The sequence below is a fragment of the Ventosimonas gracilis genome, assembly GCF_001580025.1.
In the GTDB taxonomy this organism is placed as follows: Bacteria; Pseudomonadota; Gammaproteobacteria; order Pseudomonadales; family Pseudomonadaceae; genus Ventosimonas; species Ventosimonas gracilis.
In genome coordinates, this window is sequence record NZ_LSZO01000217.1 from 1 (window position 1) to 19241 (window position 19241).

General features: G+C 58.6%; 10 protein-coding genes. 6 read left to right on the forward strand and 4 right to left on the reverse strand.

The annotated features are described in order from the left end of the window. Positions 1–41 precede the first annotated feature (41 nt). Positions 42–497 carry a lysozyme inhibitor LprI family protein gene (locus tag AXE65_RS12370; protein ID WP_068393037.1) on the reverse strand — a complete coding sequence of 152 codons (456 nt, stop codon included), beginning with the start codon at positions 495–497 and terminating at the stop codon, positions 42–44. 286 nt (positions 498–783) lie between these two features. Here AXE65_RS12370 and dsbD point away from each other — a divergent pair, with 286 nt between their 5' ends. From dsbD to gltB, 6 genes are all read left to right on the forward strand, one after another. After that, positions 784–2505, forward strand: coding sequence for a protein-disulfide reductase DsbD (gene dsbD, locus AXE65_RS12375; RefSeq protein ID WP_079214169.1), 1722 nt, complete (start codon positions 784–786; stop codon positions 2503–2505). A gap of 112 nt (positions 2506–2617) precedes the next feature. Further along, the gene (gene aroQ / locus AXE65_RS12380) at positions 2618–3097 is read left to right on the forward strand and encodes a type II 3-dehydroquinate dehydratase (RefSeq protein WP_068393040.1); all 480 of its coding nucleotides are present in this window, start codon (positions 2618–2620) and stop codon (positions 3095–3097) included. After that, positions 3097–3552 (forward strand): acetyl-CoA carboxylase biotin carboxyl carrier protein, encoded by a 456-nt coding sequence (gene accB, locus AXE65_RS12385; protein WP_068393043.1) that lies wholly within the window; start codon positions 3097–3099, stop codon positions 3550–3552. Before aroQ ends, accB begins: the two co-directional genes overlap by 1 nt. A gap of 13 nt (positions 3553–3565) precedes the next feature. Then, positions 3566–4918: an acetyl-CoA carboxylase biotin carboxylase subunit gene (gene accC, locus AXE65_RS12390; RefSeq protein ID WP_068393046.1), complete on the forward strand. Its 1353-nt coding sequence runs from the start codon at positions 3566–3568 to the stop codon at positions 4916–4918. Positions 4919–5340: 422 nt separating this feature from the next. Further along, entirely contained in the window at positions 5341–6537 is a 1197-nt protein-coding gene (locus tag AXE65_RS12395) for an ammonium transporter (RefSeq protein WP_068393049.1), read from the forward strand. 17 nt (positions 6538–6554) lie between these two features. Beyond that, positions 6555–11018, forward strand: coding sequence for a glutamate synthase large subunit (gene gltB / locus AXE65_RS12400; RefSeq protein WP_068393052.1), 4464 nt, complete (start codon positions 6555–6557; stop codon positions 11016–11018). A 23-nt stretch (positions 11019–11041) separates the two neighbouring features. Here the strand turns inward: gltB and AXE65_RS12405 are convergent, their stop codons facing one another. Genes AXE65_RS12405 through AXE65_RS12415 form a run of 3 tightly spaced genes read right to left on the reverse strand, consistent with a single transcriptional unit; the run spans position 11042 to position 19237 of the window. Further along, the gene (locus tag AXE65_RS12405; protein ID WP_068393055.1) at positions 11042–11503 is read right to left on the reverse strand and encodes a chemotaxis protein CheW; all 462 of its coding nucleotides are present in this window, start codon (positions 11501–11503) and stop codon (positions 11042–11044) included. After that, positions 11500–12471: a chemotaxis protein CheB gene (locus tag AXE65_RS12410; protein WP_068393058.1), complete on the reverse strand. Its 972-nt coding sequence runs from the start codon at positions 12469–12471 to the stop codon at positions 11500–11502. The genes AXE65_RS12405 and AXE65_RS12410 overlap by 4 nt, the downstream gene beginning before the upstream one ends. Further along, positions 12464–19237, reverse strand: coding sequence for an Hpt domain-containing protein (locus tag AXE65_RS12415; RefSeq protein ID WP_079214170.1), 6774 nt, complete (start codon positions 19235–19237; stop codon positions 12464–12466). Before AXE65_RS12415 ends, AXE65_RS12410 begins: the two co-directional genes overlap by 8 nt. Positions 19238–19241 lie beyond the last annotated feature (4 nt).

Sequence of the window (19241 nt, forward strand, 5' to 3'; positions counted from 1 at the left end):
TGATTTTCGAACGTTTGAAGTACCTATTTTTACCAGTCATATCAGGAAGTTATCATGCCATAAAAACATGTTTGCTTCCTAAGACCCTTACAAAGTTCATGCTCTGAATATCCTGGACAAAGTGCATACAGCAGCATTTCAATGCGCTGCTTTATGACCCGTTGGCCGCACTCGCCGGCATAAGTGGTATCACGTGATGTTTCCGCAAAGCGGCAGGCGATTTCTTCATACTCTTCCCATTTTTTTTGTGCTTCCTGAAGATCCTGAAAAGAGGATAAAAGTTCGTCTTTATACAGGCTATCTTCTTCATCCATTTCATTGACCGCATTGTTGTGCTCAGTGATTAATGCTTGCCATACCTTGTTGAGGTGGTTTTTTAAGTTGAGATAATGTTCTTCGGCGCATTCTCGCATGGCAAAATTGACTTCTGCCTTTTTAAGGCATTGGCCATATATAACCTCTGAATCAGTGCCATATATAACATGTGAATCAGCCATTACGGCTTGCGGTATTAAAAAAACAAGAGCGAAATAAATAGAGTGTGCAGGATGTTTTTCATCTGGGTTACCTGGAGGGTGAGGAGCTACTTATGACAGGACTTCCGTCATCATGGATAAATAGAAATCTACTTTACATCATCTGTGATGATTGGCTTATGGCGATACGCCTTTGTTTGATAAGCGGCCATCATAGCCGCACGGCGGGTCGTGCAGTATCATGCACGCCTGTTTTTTAAGCCTCTTGCTGATACGAAGAAAAGTGAAATCAAACTGTATTGCCCCGATGCGCCAGCTGCTGTGGTTCTTGCTGTTGCTGCTGGCCTTGCCCGCCCATGCCGATTTATTTGAACGCAAAGTCAGCCCGCAGTTGGGCGGGACTTGGGATAACAGCCAAGACTTTCTGCCAGTGGATGAAGCATTCCGTTTGTCGCTGGTGCGCCATACGCCAGAGCAAGTCACCTTAAGACTGGTCGCCGCCGAAGGCTATTACCTGTACCGCCACCGTTTGCAGGTGCAGATCGAGCCTCAAGAACTGGCAGCGGGCAAGCTTATTCTGGCGGATGGCGAGGCCAAAACGGATGAATACTTTGGTGATGTCGAGGTCTACTACGGCGTGCTGGATTTTACCTTGCCGCTCAATAATCCGGCTGAGCGCCCGTACCGTCTGCAAGTGGGCTACCAAGGCTGCGCCGACAAGGGACTTTGCTATCCACCGCAGACGCAAAGCCTTTCAATAGGTCAGTTAGAGGCCGCCAATGCGCCGCCGGTCACAGAACAAAGCGGCTGGAACTGGTCGTCGCTTGCGCTGTTTTTTCTCGCCGGCCTGGGGCTGGCCTTGACCCCTTGTGTGCTGCCGATGCTGCCGATTGTCGCCTCGATCGTATTGCGCGGCGAAGCGCGCGGTGTTCGTGCGCTTTCGCTTTCGCTGGCCTATGTCGTGCCGATGGCGCTGTGTTTTGCCTTGCTGGGCGTGCTTACCGGACTATTTGGCGCGAGTTTAAATCTACAGGCTCGGCTGCAATCGCCTTGGGTATTAGTGCCCTTTGCCGCGTTTTTTGTCCTGTTTGCGCTGGCCATGTTCGGCCTGTTTGAACTGCGCCTGCCGCAAGCCATCCTTGCTCCACTGCAACGACTGGCCGGGCGCAGGCAAGGCGGCTCGCTGCTCGGTGCGGCATGGCTTGGATTATTTTCCGCGCTCTTGGTCTCGCCTTGTGTGTCCGCGCCACTTGCCGGGGCACTGCTCTATATCAGTGCCAGCGGCGACGGCTTGGGCGGTGGATTAAAACTCTTTGCGCTGGGTCTTGGTATGGGCGTGCCTTTGTTGCTGCTCGCCGCTGGCGGTGGCGCGCTGCTGCCCAAATCCGGAAACTGGCTGCTGCTGGTACGGCAATTATTTGGCGTGCTACTGCTGGCCGTTGCGCTCTGGCTGTTGGAGCGCGTATTACCCGGCTCGCTCGCCCTGCTGCTCTGGGCATTGCTTGCGGCAGGCTGCGCGTTTTTTCTGCTGCGCCGCTGGCATGCGCAGGCCAAATGGTTTGCTCGCCCCGCCGCGTTATTGTTGATCAGTTACAGCGCCCTTGCGCTGATGGGTGCAGGGCGCGGCGGTGCAGACCCGCTTAAACCTTGGGCGGGGGCAGCTGAAACCGGCCAGTGGCAGACGTTTACCCACGCGCAGGATCTGGAACAGGCGCTTGCCGAAGCGCGCCGCGCCGGTCAACCGGTACTGCTTGACTGGTACGCCGACTGGTGCATCAGTTGCAAAATCATTGAACGCGAAGTCTTTGCCGATAGAGCCATCCAGTTACAGCTTGCCGACTGGCGGTTGTTACGTTTTGACATCACCGAGAGCAATCCACAGCAACGCGCCACGCTAGACCACTACCGCTTGTTCGGCCCGCCCGCTATTTTATTTTTTGATGCAGACGGCCAAGAGCGGCGCGATATGCGTATTGTCGGCGAAATCAGTGCGGACGAATTTGTCCGTAAACTGGAACAAGCGCAATAATTTGTATCGAATTGCGCTTATGTGGCGGTTATCGTGCTTGCTACTGCTGGAAACTGGACAATTTAGCCGGTATCCGGCATAGTCGCGCTTTTTCTTGCGAGAAGAGCCATTGATGGCGACCATCCTGCTGCTGCACGGGCCAAATCTCAACCTGATTGGCCGTAGAGAACCGGAAATTTACGGCAAGATTACCCTTGCTTCCATTAACCAAGAGCTGCAAAGCGCAGCACAAGCGGCGGGGCATCAGTTGCTGCACCTGCAAAGCAACTCTGAGCACGAGTTGATCGAGCGTATCCACCAAGCCGGCCATGAAGGCGTGGATTTTATCCTGTTTAATCCGGCGGCGTTTACCCATACCAGCATTGCCTTGCGTGATGCGTTGCTCGCAGTCGCGATTCCCTTTATTGAGCTGCATCTGTCCAACGTGCACCAGCGCGAGGCGTTTCGCCAGCAGTCGTTTTTTTCCGATATTGCCTTGGGCGTGATTTGTGGTTTTGGCGCGGGCAGCTATCGCCTGGCGCTGGCCGCTGCATTGGAAACGCTCGCATCAAGTCATCCTGTTAATCCTCAAAATCCTGGAGTGTCTGCCTGATGGATATTCGTAAAGTCAAAAAATTGATTGAGCTGCTGGAAGAATCCGGCATTGATGAGTTGGAAATCCACGAAGGCGAAGAATCCGTGCGCATCAGTCGCCACGGCAAAGCGCCTGCGCAGACGGTTTATGCACAGTTGCCTGCTGCCGCGCCCGCGCAACCGGCCGTTGCTGCCAGTGCCGCGGCGTCTGCCACGGCAGAAGCTGCGCCGAAACTTTCCGGTACAGTGATTCGTTCGCCGATGGTCGGCACCTTCTACCGCGCGGCTTCGCCGACTTCGGCCAACTTTGCCGAAATCGGCCAGACTGTGAAAAAAGGCGACATCCTGTGCATAGTCGAAGCGATGAAGATGATGAACCATATCGAAGCCGAAGCCAGCGGCGTGATTGAGTCCATCTTGGTCGAAAACGGCCAGCCGGTGGAATACGACCAGCCCCTGTTTACCATCGCCTAAGCGGGTGCTCCCTATGTCACTGGAAAAAGTGCTGATTGCCAATCGTGGGGAAATTGCCCTGCGGATTTTGCGTGCCTGCAAGGAAATGGGTATTAAAACTGTGGCGGTTTATTCCACAGCAGACCGCGACCTGATGCACCTGTCGCTCGCCGATGAAACCGTTTGCATAGGTCCTGGGCCTGCCATGCAGTCCTATTTGTCGGTTCCGGCGATTATTGCCGCAGCGGAACTGACCGGCGCCAGCGCCATTCACCCAGGCTACGGCTTTTTGGCAGAAAACGCCGATTTTGCCGAACAGGTGGAAAACTCAGGCTTTCGCTTTGTCGGCCCGAGCGCTTCGGTGATTCGCTTGATGGGCGATAAGGTTTGTGCCAAAGACGCGATGAAAAAAGCCGGTGTGCCGACCGTGCCAGGCTCAGACGGCCCATTGCCGCACGACCCGCAAGCGGCGCTCGCCATTGCCCGCGAAGTCGGCTATCCGGTGATTATCAAGGCCGCCGGCGGTGGCGGTGGACGCGGCATGCGCGTGGTTTATGAGGAAGAGGATTTAATTAAATCCGCAGAACTGACCCGTACCGAAGCGGGCGCTGCATTCGGCAACCCGATGGTTTATCTGGAAAAATTCCTCGGCAATCCTCGTCACGTGGAAGTGCAGGTATTGTCCGACGGGCAAGGCCACGCCGTGCATCTGGGCGACCGCGACTGCTCGTTGCAACGTCGTCATCAAAAAGTCATCGAAGAAGCGCCCGCCCCGCAAATCGACGAGCAAGCACGCGCCGAAGTGCAGGCTCGCTGCGTGCAGGCGTGCATTGAAATCGGCTATCGCGGCGCGGGTACGTTCGAGTTTCTCTACGAAGACGGGCGGTTTTACTTTATCGAGATGAATACCCGCGTGCAGGTCGAGCATCCGGTCACGGAAATGGTCACCGGCGTTGATATTGTTAAAGAAATGCTCAGCATTGCCGCCGGTAACAAGCTCTCGATCAAGCAGAGCGATATTGTGATTCGCGGCCATGCGCTGGAATGCCGCATTAACGCCGAGGATCCGGACAACTTTATGCCAAGTCCGGGCAAGGTGACGCACTTTCACGCCCCCGGCGGCAACGGCGTGCGCGTGGACTCGCACCTGTACAGCGGCTACGCGGTGCCGCCCAACTACGACTCGCTGATTGGCAAGCTGATTTGTTGGGGCGCTAGCCGTGATGAAGCGCTGGTGCGCATGCGTGGCGCACTGGATGAAATCGTTATCGACGGCATTAAAAGCAACGTCCCGCTGCACCGCGACCTGGTGCGCGACAAAGGCTTTGTGCGCGGCGCGGTGAATATCCATTACCTTGAAAAAAAATTGGGGATGGATAGGCACTAGCTTTTTTCAGCCCTCTCCCCATCCCTTGCGGGCGAGGGGATGGGGAGAGGGGCTGCGGCACAATAGCGCAAGGTACTGGTTGCTGATAGACGTGCAAAACCGTTTTGCCCTATAGTCGGTCAAGCCGTCGTGTTCTGCGGCGGTGCGCTCTAGCAGTCTATTAGAGCGCTTCGTTTGGTTTTCCCCATTGCTTTAACTTAAGACAAGCCATCGTCTGCTTAGACGACCTTGATTAACTGTGCCTGTTGGCTAGCCCCAAAGGTCTGCCGATAAACCAAGCGAGAACTGCCATGTCGATAGTGAATGTTTGGATGATTTGCGCGGCTGTATCCTTACCTTTAGCGCGCTCCAACGCGCCACCGCTTTAAATCCACATCCTTGACTGCTTTGCCCTTTCCCTTTTGATTTAAGTGAGAACGGTTATGCAAGCGACTTCGATTTGGATGATGGTCAGCACCGCGCTGGTGCTGTTAGTGACGCCCGGCCTTGCGCTGTTTTACGGCGGACTGGTTAGAGTGCGTTCGGTCGTCAATATGATGCTGTTTTCCATTAGCGCGATGGGCATTGTCGTTTGCTTATGGATTTTATTCGGCTACAGCATGAGTCATCTGGCCGAAGGTGAAACCGGCTGGTTTGTCGGCAGTCCCTTAAAAGACTTTGGACTGCTTGCGACCTCGCCGGATGGCTATATCGCGCTCGCCTTTGCCGCGACCTTTGCCATGATTGTCACCGCCTTGATTTCCGGCGCGATAGCTGACCGCGTAGGCTTGGGTTCGTGGATGCTATTTGCCGCACTCTGGGCAACGCTGGTGTATTTCCCCGTAGCCGCTTGGGCTTGGGGCGGTGGTTGGATTAGCCAGCTGGGCGACTGGCTGGGTACGCCGCAAGTGATTGACTTAGCCGGTGGCACCGCCATCCATATCAATGCCGGGGCGGGCGCACTGGCGCTGGCGCTGATGGCAGGCAAACGGCGTGATTTTGCCAGCGGTGCCGCCAAACCACACAGTCTGCCGCTGGTCACCATTGGTGCGGCGCTGCTCTGGTTTGGCTGGATAGGCTTTAACGCGGGCGGCGCGACTGAGGCGAGCGTAGCCGGCCTTATCGTGCTCAATACTATTGCCGCGCCCGCTGCCGGGATTTTGGGCTGGCTGCTTATCGATACACTGCGCGGTAAAAAACCCGGCGTAGTCGCAGTCGCCTCCGGTGCTGTGGCCGGACTGGTCGCCATTACCCCGGCAGCGGCCAATCTATCGCCACTTTGGGCGCTGGCACTAGGAGCAGTGGCTGGCGGCGCTTGCGCCTTGGCGATTGACTGGAAATACCGCCTGGGCTTTGACGACTCGCTCGATGTGGTCGGCCTGCATCTGGTCGCCGGAGTGATAGGCACGCTTTGGCTTGGGTTGTTTGCCTTTAACGATGGCTTGTTCATGGGTGGCCATGCGGGATTGCTGCTGGTACAGATGCTGTCGGTATTAGGCGTGGTGGTTTATTCCTTTGTCGTTTCGCTCGCCATTGCCGCCTTGGTAAAAGCCTTAACCGGCCTTCGTGTACCGGCGCAAGTCGAAGAAGCCGGTATCGACCATCATCTGCACGGCGAACAAGCCTATGCCCTTGATTAAATAAGAGACATAACCTGATGAAAACGGCTAGCCTGTTTCACCCCGACAGCTTCAAAGACAACTGCGGTTTCGGCCTGATTGCGCATCGCCACGGTCAGGCCAGTCATGAGCTTTTACAAACCGCGATTGCCGCGCTCACCAGGATGACCCATCGCGGCGGCATCAATGCCGATGGCAAGACCGGTGATGGTTGCGGGCTGCTGATGCAGAAACCAGGCCGCTTTTTGCGCGAAATCGCCCGTAACTGTTTCAATGCCGAACTGCCCGCGCAATACGCCGTCGGCATGATTTTCTTCAACCCCGACACGGCCAAAGCCCAAATCGCGCGCGCCAATATGCAGCGCGAAATCATCAACGCCGGTTTAACCCTCATCGGCTGGCGCAAAGTCCCCATCGATACCTCAGTGCTGGGCCCGCTCGCGCTCGCCGCTCTCCCGCACATCGAGCAGGTGTTTATTGGTGGTGACGGTTTAAGTGATGAAGCCTTCGCCATCAAACTGTTCAGCGCTCGCCGCCGCTCGTCCGAGGCCAATGCCGCCGATACGGAACATTACGTCGTCAGCTTCTCGCACAAGACCTTGATTTACAAAGGGTTGATGATGCCCAAGGATTTGGCCGCGTTCTATCCCGATTTAAGCCATCCAAACCTCGAAACCGCCATTTGCGTCTTTCACCAGCGGTTTTCCACCAACACCAGCCCGCGCTGGAAGCTCGCGCAGCCGTTCCGCCTGCTCGCGCACAATGGCGAAATCAATACCATCACCGGCAACCGCAACTGGGTGCTGGCGCGGCGCGGCAAGTTCGCCAATACGCGCATTCCAGACCTCGATGAACTTGGCCCGCTGGTCAACCGCACCGGTTCCGATTCGTCCAGCCTCGATAATATGCTGGAACTGATGACCACCGGCGGCATTGAGTTGCCGCGTAGTTTGCGCATGCTTATCCCGCCCGCGTGGCAGAACGCGCAGACGATGGACGCGGATTTGCGCGCGTTCTACGAATACAACGCCATGCACATGGAGCCTTGGGACGGCCCGGCGGGCATCGTGCTGTCCGATGGCCGCCACGCCGCCTGTGTGCTCGACCGCAACGGCCTGCGTCCGGCGCGTTGGGTAACGACCAAAAACGGCTGGATAACGCTCGCCTCGGAAATCGGCCTGTGGCCGTATCAACCAGAGGACGTGCTGGAAAAAGGCCGCGTCGGTCCGGGTGAAATCCTGCTGCTCGATACCCAAACCGGCGAGCTGCTCAGTAACGCCGACATCGACCAGCGCCTGAAATCACGCCAGCCGTACCGGCAGTGGCTGCAATCGAACCGCCTGCGCATCCATGCGCAACTAAACGAGGATGAAGACGCCGACCCCGATTTGACCCGCCCCGCGCCCGAGCGCCTGAAACACGCGATGAAGCTGTTCCAATGCAGCTTTGAGGAGCGAGCGCAGGTGCTGCGCCCGCTGGCCGCGCAGGGGCAAGAAGCGGTCGGCTCGATGGGCGATGATACGCCGATGGCGGTGCTCTCGCAGCAGGTACGCTCACCCTACGACTACTTCCGCCAGCAATTCGCCCAGGTCACCAACCCGCCGATTGACCCGCTGCGTGAAGCGGTGGTGATGTCGCTGGAAATTTGCCTTGGCGGCGAGCGCAATATCTTTGCCGAAACGCCCGAACACGCGCAGCGCATCATGCTGTCCAGTCCGGTGATTTCCCCGGCCAAATGGCGCGCGCTGAATGAATTGCAGCACCCGATGTTCCAGCGCCACATCATCGATATGCACTACGCGGCGGACATCGGCCTGCAAGCCGCCATCGAACAGATGGCCGACAACGCCGTCGCCGCCGTCCGTGCCGGTCAACGCCTGCTGGTGCTCAGCGACCGCCATCTGCGCGAAGGCGCCCTGCCCGCGCCCGCCGCGCTGGTCACTGGCGCGTTGCATCAGCGCCTGGTCGCCACTGGCCTGCGCTGCGACTGCAACCTCTTGGTCGAAACCGCAACCGCACGCGACGCGCACCAGTTCGCCGTGCTGATTGGCCTTGGCGCATCCGCGGTTTACCCCTGGCTCGCCTACGCCGTCCTCGCTGACCTGTGCCAGAGCGGCGAAGTTACCGGCCAGCCGCGCGAAATATTCAAGCACTACCGCAAAGGCATTGCCAAAGGGCTGCTCAAAATCCTCTCGAAAATGGGCATTTCGACCATTGCCTCCTATCGCGGCGCACAGTTGTTCGAGGCCGTGGGACTGGCGGATGAGGTCATCAAACTCTGCTGCCCGGGCGTTGCCAGCCGCATTCAGGGCGCGAGCTTTGCCGAGCTGCACGCGAGCCAGGCGCAACTCGCGCGTGACGCGGCGAGCACACGCAAACCCATTCCCGCCGGAGGGCTGCTCAAATACGTCCACGGCGGCGAATACCACGCCTGGAATCCAGATGTGGTGCAAACCCTGCAACACGCCGTCAATCACAGCGACTACGCCGCGTTCAAAGACTACTGCGGACTGGTCGATCAGCGCCCGCCGGCCATGCTGCGCGATTTACTGAGCGTACGCCCCGCCGCCGCGCCGTTGCCATTGGATGAAGTCGAACCCGTCGAAAGTATCCTGAGCCGCTTTGACGCTGCCGGAATTTCCCTGGGCGCACTCTCCCCCGAAGCCCACGAAGCTCTGGCCGAGGCCATGAACCGCCTTGGCGCACGCTCCAATTCCGGCGAAGGCGGCGAAGACCCGGCGCGCTACGGCACAGTACGCGGCTCCAAAATCAAACAGGTCGCCACCGGCCGCTTTGGCGTGACTGCGCATTACCTGGTCAACGCTGAAGTGCTGCAAATCAAAGTCGCCCAGGGCGCAAAACCCGGCGAAGGCGGCCAGCTCCCCGGCAACAAAGTCGGCGAACTCATCGCCAGCCTGCGCCACGCCGTCCCCGGCGTGACCCTGATTTCCCCACCGCCGCACCACGACATCTATTCCATCGAAGACCTCGCGCAACTGATTTATGACTTGAAACAGGTCAACCAGGGCGCGCTGGTTTCGGTGAAACTCGTGGCCGAAGCGGGCGTAGGCACCATTGCCGCAGGCGTTGCCAAAGCCTACGCCGATCTCATCACCATTTCCGGCTACGACGGCGGCACCGGCGCATCGCCCTTGACCTCGATCAAATACGCCGGCAGCCCGTGGGAATTGGGTCTGGCCGAAACCCACCAAACCCTGCGCGGCAACGATTTGCGCGGCAAAGTGCGCGTACAAACCGACGGCGGCCTGAAAACCGGCCTTGACGTGATCAAAGCCGCGATTTTGGGCGCAGAAAGTTTCGGCTTCGGCACCGCGCCGATGATTGCCTTGGGCTGCAAATACCTGCGCATCTGTCACCTCAATAACTGCGCGACCGGCGTAGCGACTCAACACGAGGGCCTTCGCCGCGCCCATTTTGTCGGCACCGCCGAACGGGTGATGAATTTCTTTACCTTTCTTGCCCAGGATACCCGCGAACACCTCGCCCGCTTGGGCGTTGCCCGCTTGCAGGATTTAATTGGCCGCACCGACTTACTTGAACAAATCGCAGGCGAAAACCCCCGTCAAAACAAACTCGACCTCGCCCCGCTGCTCGCGTTGGATCATCCCGCACTGGCAGGCAAAGCCCAGTATTGCCAGGTTGAGCGCAACCCCCCGTTTGATCCTGGGATACTGGCCGAGAAAATGCTGGAGTTATCGCGCGAAGCGATTGCCAACCAAACCGGTGGAAAATGGCATTTGGATATTCACAATTTTGACCGCTCCATCGGCGCACGCATTTCCGGCGAAATTGCCCGCACACACGGCAGCCGCGGCCTGCCTGATGCAGCACTCGCCTTTCACTTTACCGGCAGCGCCGGACAAAGCTTTGGCGTCTGGAACGTCACCGGACTGCATCTTTATTTATCCGGCGATGCCAACGACGGCGTCGGCAAAGGCATGAGCGGCGGAAAACTTGTCCTCACTCCTCCCGCAGGCAGCGCCTTTAAAAGCCAGCACGCCGTCATCGCCGGAAACGCCTGTTTATACGGAGCCACCGGCGGCAAGCTATTTATGGCAGGCAGCGCAGGCGAACGTTTCGCCGTGCGCAACTCCGGCGCGCATGCGGTTGTCGAAGGCGTGGGCGATCACGGCTGCGAATATATGACCGGCGGCCTCGTCTGCGTCCTTGGCAAAACCGGTCACAACTTCGGCTCGGGCATGACCGGCGGCGTCGCCTATGTACTGGATTTGGACAACGACTTTTTCGACCGCGTGAATCCAGAATTAGTGGCATTAGAGCGCATCACCGGCGAAGCCATGGAAGCCTGGCGTACGCATTTGCACAGCGTGCTGGATGAGTATGTGATTGAGACCGGCAGCCAATGGGGTAAAACCATCCGCGACAATTTGCCGGAATATTTACGCAGGTTTTGGCTGGTACGGCCAAAAGCGGCGAGTTTGGAGCAGCTTTTGGCAACGACCTTGGGTAATCCGCAGTAAAAACTACGGCGGCGGGCGCTCGTTTAGAGTACGCCTGCCGCCAGCAGTTGTTGTTCCAGTGCGGGCATATTGGGGATGATGGCGGTTTTTCCGTCTGCTAAAGAAACGGCGCAAAGTTCCAGCGCGGCAAGCGGCTCGTCGTTATTGCGCGGCAACTGTTCATCCGCTTGCAGCGGGCGCGGGAAGCCTTGTAGCAGCAGGGCGCAGAATTTAATCCTTGCTCGCTCATCGGTCAGGTTAAGCACGGCAATCCTCCCGCTTGGCGGCGGCAGCGAGCGACCTGCCAGCGCCTCAAAGGACAGCAGCGGCAGGCTAAGGCCGCGCCAGTCAATGTTCCCAAGCAGCCAGCCTTGGGCGTTACCCACTGGCGCGGGTTGGTCCGGGTAGCGGATGACTTCAGCAACAGCGGCGGAAGGAAGCATTAGGGTGCGGCCAGCGAGTGGCAGCAGCAGGGCGTTTAAATGAGTAGTGTGGACTGGTTTCATAACAACTCGGCAAGCAGTGGGGCGGTTTCGCGTTGAGATTGCAGGCGCTTTGCGAGCGCCCCGGCAAGTTCTGCCGGGGTGCCGCTTTTTTGGCTGTATCCGGCACAGGCAAGGGCGGCGGGCATGGCCGGGCAAGCGCAGCTTTCGGCACTTTGTGTCCAAATCGGCACGCCTTGACGGGTCACCTCTGCGGCGGCGGCGGTGCAGTCGTTATCCATGCCGCTAAAGACAATCACGCCGCAGCGTCCGGCAAAGTGGCGGGCGAGGTTTTGCATGATTTGGCTAAACGACGGTCGCCAGACGCCCGGCCAGCCGTGCGCTTGTATTTGCAGGCAGCCGCCTTCGGCAAAGCGCAGTTCGTGGGCGCTGGGGACGATGACGACTTCGCCCGCGCACAGCTTTTGATGTTGCCGCGCCACGCCTACCCGCCAGCGGTTGTGGCGGGCAACGACTTGCGGCAGGGTGTTTTCAAACTGCGTATCGATATGCTGCGCGTAGAGCAGCGAAAGTGGGAGATCCTGTGGCAGCGCGTCGAGGAAACTTTTTACCGCGCGTGGCCCGCCGGTGCTGGCGGCAAGCAGCCAGACTTGTTCGGCAGGCACCGCGCCCGCGGTGGTCTCAGCAGGCATGGCGGCGGCTTTTAGCGCAGGCGGGGTGGCTGCGGTGAGTGCGTTGAGTTTGCGCAGCAGGCGGCGCTCCCAGGCGAGGTACTGTGGTGACTGGCGTTCAGGCACCAGGCTTTCGCTAAACAGCAGCGGCACGGCGCTTTTATCTAAAAAAGCGGGCGGGTCACTGGCTTCCAGCGCGATCAGCCAAAGGTCAGCCGGGCAGGCAAGCAGCAGGGTTTCGTTGCACTGCGAAGGGTCAAGGTTAAACAGCACCTGCCAACCGTTGCCGGTTAGCAGTTGGTGCAGCAGCAGACGGCGCGCCGCGTTGTCGGCGAGTACGACAACGCGGCCATTACGCATGTTGGCGGCGTTGGGTCAGTTGCTCGATGCGCCCTAAAAGCTGCGCATCTTGATAGGGTTTGCCCAGATAGTCGTTGACCCCAAGCGAGAGGCCGCGCTCACGGTGTTTCGTGCCAGTGCGCGAGGTAATCATGATAATCGGCAGTTCCTTGAACGCTTCGCTGTGGCGCACCAAGGAGGCGACCTCAAAGCCATCCATGCGCGGCATTTCAATATCGAGCAGCATCAGGTCGGGCTTGTGCTCTTGCAGCAGGGCAATGGCTTCCACGCCGTCTTTGGCGGTCAGCACGTTCATGCCGTTACGTTCCAGCAGGCGCGAAGTGACTTTGCGCACGGTGATGGAATCGTCCACCACCATGATCAGCAGCGGGCGGTCGCTGCTGGTGGCAGCAGGCGTGATGTTCTGCGCGATAAGTAACTGCTGCTGGCGTTTTCGCAGCAGTGTGGGCAAGTCGAGGATGACCACTACTTTACCGTCACCCAAAATGGTCGCGCCGGAAACCCCCGGAATGCTGCCAAACGGATGGCTTAAGCCTTTGACCACAATTTCACGCGCACCGGCCAAGCTATCGACCTGTACGGCCAGATAGTGTTCGGCGCTTTTTACCAAAATCACCGGCAGCGGCAAGCTGTGGCCGACCAGCTTGGGTTTTTGCCCGTTGCCCAGCAAATCGCCCACATAATACAGCGTCCAGTTTTGCCCAGCGTAGCGAATGGCGGGCGTGGGCTGCGCGTATTGGTTCGCCAGTTCATCGGCAGACAGGCGCACCACGCCTTCCACCGTAGCCAGCGGCAGTGCGTACAGGTCATCGCCGGTGCGCACCATCAGCGCACGGCTGACCGAAACGGTAAACGGCAGGCGGATGGTAAAGCGCGTGCCGCCACCTTGGCTGGAGTGGATGGAAAGCGAGCCTCCGGCACGGCGGATTTCTGCTTGCACCACGTCCATGCCAATGCCTCGGCCGGAGGTTTCGCTCACTTTCGTGGCGGTGGAAAAGCCCGCTTGCAGTACAAATTGGCGGATTTCCTGCTCGCTTAGCCGGTCATCTTCTTGCGCAAGGCCGCGCTCAATGGCTTTGCGGCGCACCTTTTCAAGGTCAATGCCGCGTCCGTCGTCTTCCAAGGTCAACAGGATGTCGCCGCCGTCACGGGTAAGCGACAGACGGATATGCCCGGCCGCGGGTTTACCGGCTTTGAGGCGCTCGGCGCTGCTTTCGATGCCGTGGTCAATGGCATTGCGCAGCATGTGCTCCAGCGGCGCGTTGAGGTGTTCCAGCAGGATGCGGTCCAGTTCGCTCTGCGCGTTATCTACGGAGAGCTCGACTTTTTTATCGAGTTCACGCGAGAGCTGGCGCACTATCCGCGAAAGCCTGGGCACGACCCGTTCAAAGCGCACCAAGCGGGTTTGCATCAGGCTTTCCTGCAATTCGCTGCTGACCCTGGCTTGTTGCAGTAGCAAGGTTTGCGCATCGCGGCTTTGCGCGGTCAAATCTTGCTTTAAGTCGAGCAAGTCGGTTGCCGACTCAAACAACGCACGCGCCAGTTGCTGTAACTGCGAGTGGCGATCCATTTCCAGCGGGTCGAAGTCTTCCCCGCTTTGTCCGGCGGCGACCTCTACGCTGCTTAAGGTTTTTGCCTGGGTTTCGATATCGAGCTGGCGCAGTTGGCGGCGCACGCGCTCAATGGTCGTTTCCATCTCATTTAGGGTGAGGGCAAAATCGCCGACCTGCTGCTCAATACGCGCACGGAAGATGGATATTTCCCCAGCCAGATTGCTAAAGCTATCGAGCTTGTTTGCGGCAATGCGCACCTGCTCTTGATTGTCCGGTGCACTGGTTTTGGCGGGCGCGGCACGGCGGCTAAAGGGCAGTACTTTGCCGAGCTGATCGCTGGGTGCGCCACTGGTGGTAGCAGGCGTACTGGTAGCGGGTGGCTCGGTGGCTTGGGTAATTTTTCCCGGCGATAAAGACGGCTGCTCGCGGCTTGGAATGGGCGTTTCGACCGGCGCTGGTAGGGCAGGCTGCGGCTCTTCCTCTTCTTGCCCGCGAAAGCGGGCAATGGCGCGGATTACATCCTCGCCGTCCGGCGGTGTTTGACGGTCTTGCAGCGCTTCTAGCATCAGCGCCAGATGGTCATGACCTTGTTGCAGCAGTTCCAGCAACTCCTGGCTTTGCAGAAGCCGCCCTTCGGCGAGGTCTTCGTAGAGAAATTCCAGCGCGTGCGCCAGATGTCCCATGCCCAAAAAACCGGTCGCGCGGGCGCTGCCTTTGAGCGTGTGCAACTGGCGTTGCAACACCGGCAGCAGCGCCTTGCCCTCTTGCGGCTGCTCCATCCAGCGCTGTAACTGGCTGGCGGCTTGGTGAAGGATTTCGCTGCCTTCTTCCAAAAAGATGTCGAGCAGTTCTTCATCCAGTGCGTCGTCTTCACTTTCGGGACGAGCACTTGTTTCGATAGCAGGCGGGGGCGTTACTTCGAAGGCAGGCTCAGGCGGCGTCTGCTCTACTGCTACGGCTTGGTCGGTAATTTGGGTAATTTTTCCCAACGATAAAGACGGCGGCTCGCTGTCTGCGATGGGCGTTTCGACCGGCGCTGGTAGGGCGGGCTGCGGCTCTTCCTCTTCTTGGCCGCGAAAGCGGGCAATGGCGCGGATTACATCCTCGCCGCCCGGCGGTGTTTGACGGTCTTGCAGCGCTTCTAGCATCAGCGCCAGATGGTCATGACCTTGTTGCAGTAGTTCCAGCAACTCCTGGCTTTGCGCAAGTCGCCCTTCGGCGAGGTCTTCGTAGAGAAATTCCAGCGCGTGCGCCAGATGCCCCATGCCTAAAAAACCGGTCGCGCGGGCGCTGCCTTTGAGCGTGTGCAGCTGGCGTTGCAATACCGGCAGCAGCGCCTTGCCCTCTTGCGGCTGCTCGATCCAGCGCTGTAACTGGCTGGCGGCTTGGTCAAGAATTTCGCTGCCTTCTTCCAAAAAAATATCGAGCAGTTCTTCATCCAGTGCGTCGTCTTCGCTTTCGGCACTGATGCTTGTTTCGATAACAGGCGGGGGCGTCACTTCGAAGGCAGGCTCAGGCGGCGTCTGCTCTACTGCTGCGACTTGGTCGATAATTTCGGCAGCAGGCGGCTCCTCACTTTGTTCGGACGAAAGTGGCAAGTCTTCTGCTGGCTCGCTTGAAAGCAGTGCTTGCAAGGCGGCGATTTGTTCGGGTTCGGCGGCCACTTCCATCAGCAGCGCGACGTTATCGAGCATGGACAGCAGCAGCTCGTGGGTTTTTTGCGTCTGCTCAAAGAAGGCGGCCCCGGCGGGCAACTCGCCCGCTGCCACGGCGCGGTACAGTGCAAGCTGTGCGCGGCATAGCGCTTCAAACGGTGGCGAGATGGTTTTGGCGGTATCGGCCAACTCGGCCCATTGCGCCAGCATGGCTTTAAGGTCGGCAGGGACGCTTTGACTGTCTTTCCACTGTTCCAGTAAAAGCCCGGCTTCAAGCAGCAAGTCCATGCCTTCGGCCAGCAGTTTGCTGCGCTGCGTATCCGGCGATGCTTCTTCGCTGCTGTCTGCCTCGCGCAGATGCAGGGCGCTCAGGCGCTGTTCTTGCAGCCGCTGTTCTTGCAATTGGGCAATATCGCGCAGCAGCTCGTCGCTGCCGGGGATTTCGCGCAGCGCAGCGGTTTGTAGTTGCAGCAGTCCTTGACGCAGCAGTGAACCGGCACGTCCGAACAGACTGGCTTCGGTCAGTTCGGCGGCCAGCCGGTTGATCTTAAGGGTTTCGGTGAATTTTTCCAGCGCGCTGGCGATTTGCGCTATCGACAGAATGCCCGCTATGTTGGCGCTGCCTTTGAGGGTATGCAGCGCACTTTGCAGGCTGTCAGGAATCGGCTGCGGCAGTTGCTGCACACAGTCTGCCACGAAATCGGCCAAGACCGCCAGATGCTGTTCGGCTTCCTGCTTGAATATTTCCAGCAGTTCAGCGTCCAACGCAGGTGGCTCGCTGCTGGTGAGTGCTTCTTCGCTCTGGATTGGGCGGGCCTTCTCGATCCGTTCGGCAGAAGGCTCTTCTGGCTCTGCGGGTGGTTCAAAGGCGGCCCAGGTGTTTTCTTCTTGCGCTGGCTCGTCCGCCGCTTTCTGCTGCGACGGTGCAAAATCGGTAAGCTGCATTTCAAGCCAAGCATCCAGTTGCTGATCTTTTGCGATTTGTTCGGGTTGTTCAATAAATACGCAAGCAGGGTCAGGGGGACTGGCTTGATCGATTGCAAGCGGCGCAAGCTGTTCGGCCGGAGCGCTGTCTATGCGGGCTTCATCAATTAGCGCCGCGGCGGGCGGCTCGTTTTTGGCAAGTTTGTGGGCGCGGATGGCAAGCCTGTCTACGTCATCACGCTGGCGCTGCGCGCTGGAGGCAAATTCATCACGCAGTTCGGGCAGCAGCTTGCTCACTTCGAGCACCAGCGACAGTACATCCTCGCTGGCCTCGCGGCTGCCGTCCAGTACGCGGTTGAGCAGATTTTCCACCGACCAGGCCAGTTCACCAATAATCAGCGCTCGCACCATGCGCCCGCTGCCTTTGAGGGTGTGGAAGGCGCGGCGGATTTCACTTTGCAGGGTGCGATCCTCTGTGGCGTTTTGCCAAGCAGGCAGCAGCTTATGCAGCGCGTCTAGGACTTCGTCTAGCTCTTCGACGAAGACTTCCAGCAGTTCTTCGTCCAGCGGTTCTTCGTCTGCTGGCGGTGGCAGCAGGGACAGCGGCACCTCTGCTGCCGGTGGATTGATCGGCGAAGTCGGTGCGGCCAGTACCTCGCCAATCGACAGCGGCGGTGGTTCGCTACTGGTTACAGGTTCGCTATCCAGGGTGAATTCGTCTGTTTCGGGCAGTGCAATAAGCGCTGGTTCGTCGCTCGCCAGGGACAGCGGCACCTCTGCTGCCGGTGGATTGATCGGCGAAGCCGGTGCGGCCAGCACCTCGCCAATCGACAGCGGCGGCGGTTCGCTACTGGTTACAGGTTCGCTATCCAGGGTTAATTCGTCTGTTTCCGGCAGTGCAATAAGCGGTGGTTCGTCGCTCGGTAGTGCCAAGGGCGCGTCGTCTGCCGCTGTCTCGCTTGCCAGCACTTGCAGGCTTTGCTCGGCGAGCGTAAGCAGCGCCTCGCCTTGCTCGGGCGGGTTAAGGCGCAACCGTTCTAGGCAATACTCGACCGCGCTAATGGCATCGGCCAGACGGTCGAGGCTTTGCCAGTCCGGCGGCATTTGTCCGTAGGCGAGCAGGCGCTGTTCTACATAGCCTTTGCAAAAGGCAAGGATTTTTCCGGCACGTTCAAAGGAGGCCAGATGCAGTGCACCGCTGACCTCGCTTAAGAGTTCCGGTACGACTTCCAACGGTTCGCGTTTCCAGTCGGCGTTGATAAATGCGATAAAAGCGTCTTTCACCTCGGCAAGGCGCGACAAGCTTTCTTGCAGCACCAGTTGCTGGCAGTGCGGCAGATTGATGGCTTCGGGCAAGGGCTGCAGGCCCCCAGCGCCATCGTGCATGACCATGCCAATCAGGCTGGACTCCACATAAAGCAAGGCACCGGCCATATCCAGCAGCAGTTCATGCGCCAAAGTTTTTTGCCCGCTGGTTAGCGCGTGCAGGGTGTCGATTTGTGTTTGGATGGTTTTTTGCGCTTGCGCAAAACCCAATAGCGATAAAGTGCTTTCGACCTGTTTAAGCGGCACCAGCAGGCTGTTCAACAAGGCGACGTTATCGCCCCGACTGCGCGCAAACAAATCCAGTTCGTCCTTAACCCACCGCAGGTCTTCGCACAGCGCCGAGACCACGGCGCGCAGGGCATCCGGGCTGGAATGGTCGAGCCCTGCGGCGTTACTGGTAAGTGTCTGCGCATCTTGTGGAGCATCGAGACCGTATTCGGCCTTAAGTGCGTCAAGACGTGGCGAACCGTTAGCGGCAGAGGCGACTTGCAGCAGCAGGGCGCTTAACAGGTCTTCGGGCGGGTTTTGGTTGATACCGGCAACGCCGCGTTCGATCAGTAGTTTCAGTTCATGGTCGAGCTTGCGCAGCAGGATGTGCAGCGTAGGTGTGGTGCTGATGACGCCGTTTTTCAGGCCTTCGGCGAGCGCACTGGCGACTTGCCACAGCGGGTAGAGCGGCGCTTGTTGGCAGAGCCGTGACAGTGCAGAAAAAACCCGCGACAGGTAATCCAGATGGGTCTGTATATCCTGCTCCTGCCCGCGCACAATGCCAGACAGGCCTTTTTGCAGCGCCAAGCGCATGCGGTGCAGTCGTCCATCGAGACCTGCGCTATCGCGTTCCAGCAAGTCGCCTGCGGGAAGGGGCGGGCGCGGCGCTGGCAGCTTTAACACAGGCGGCTTGCCATCGGTAAGCGGCGCTTGTCCACAGGCGGCGCGCAGCTGATTGCACAGCGGCAAGGTGTTTAAGGTTAAATCACTCTGTCCGCAGCTTAATTGCTCCAGCCAGAGCGGCAGTTGCAGTATGGCTTGCATCAGCACTTGCAAGGCTTCAATGCTATCGCTGATGCGGTTTTCTTCGAGCGCCAGGATCAGCGCTTCCATATCGGCGGCAAGCTGCACCAAGGCGTGCACCTCGACCATTTGCAGGCTGCCTTTGATTTGGTGCACATGCGCCAGGCAAAAGCGCAGGGTTGTGCGGTCTTTGGGCTTTTCGGCAAAGGCTTCGAGTGATTGCTGCGCCTGTTTTAGGGTTTGCCCGATTTCACCCTTGACCCATTCCAAGGCAACGTAATCTTGCTGCTGTGCCATTTGC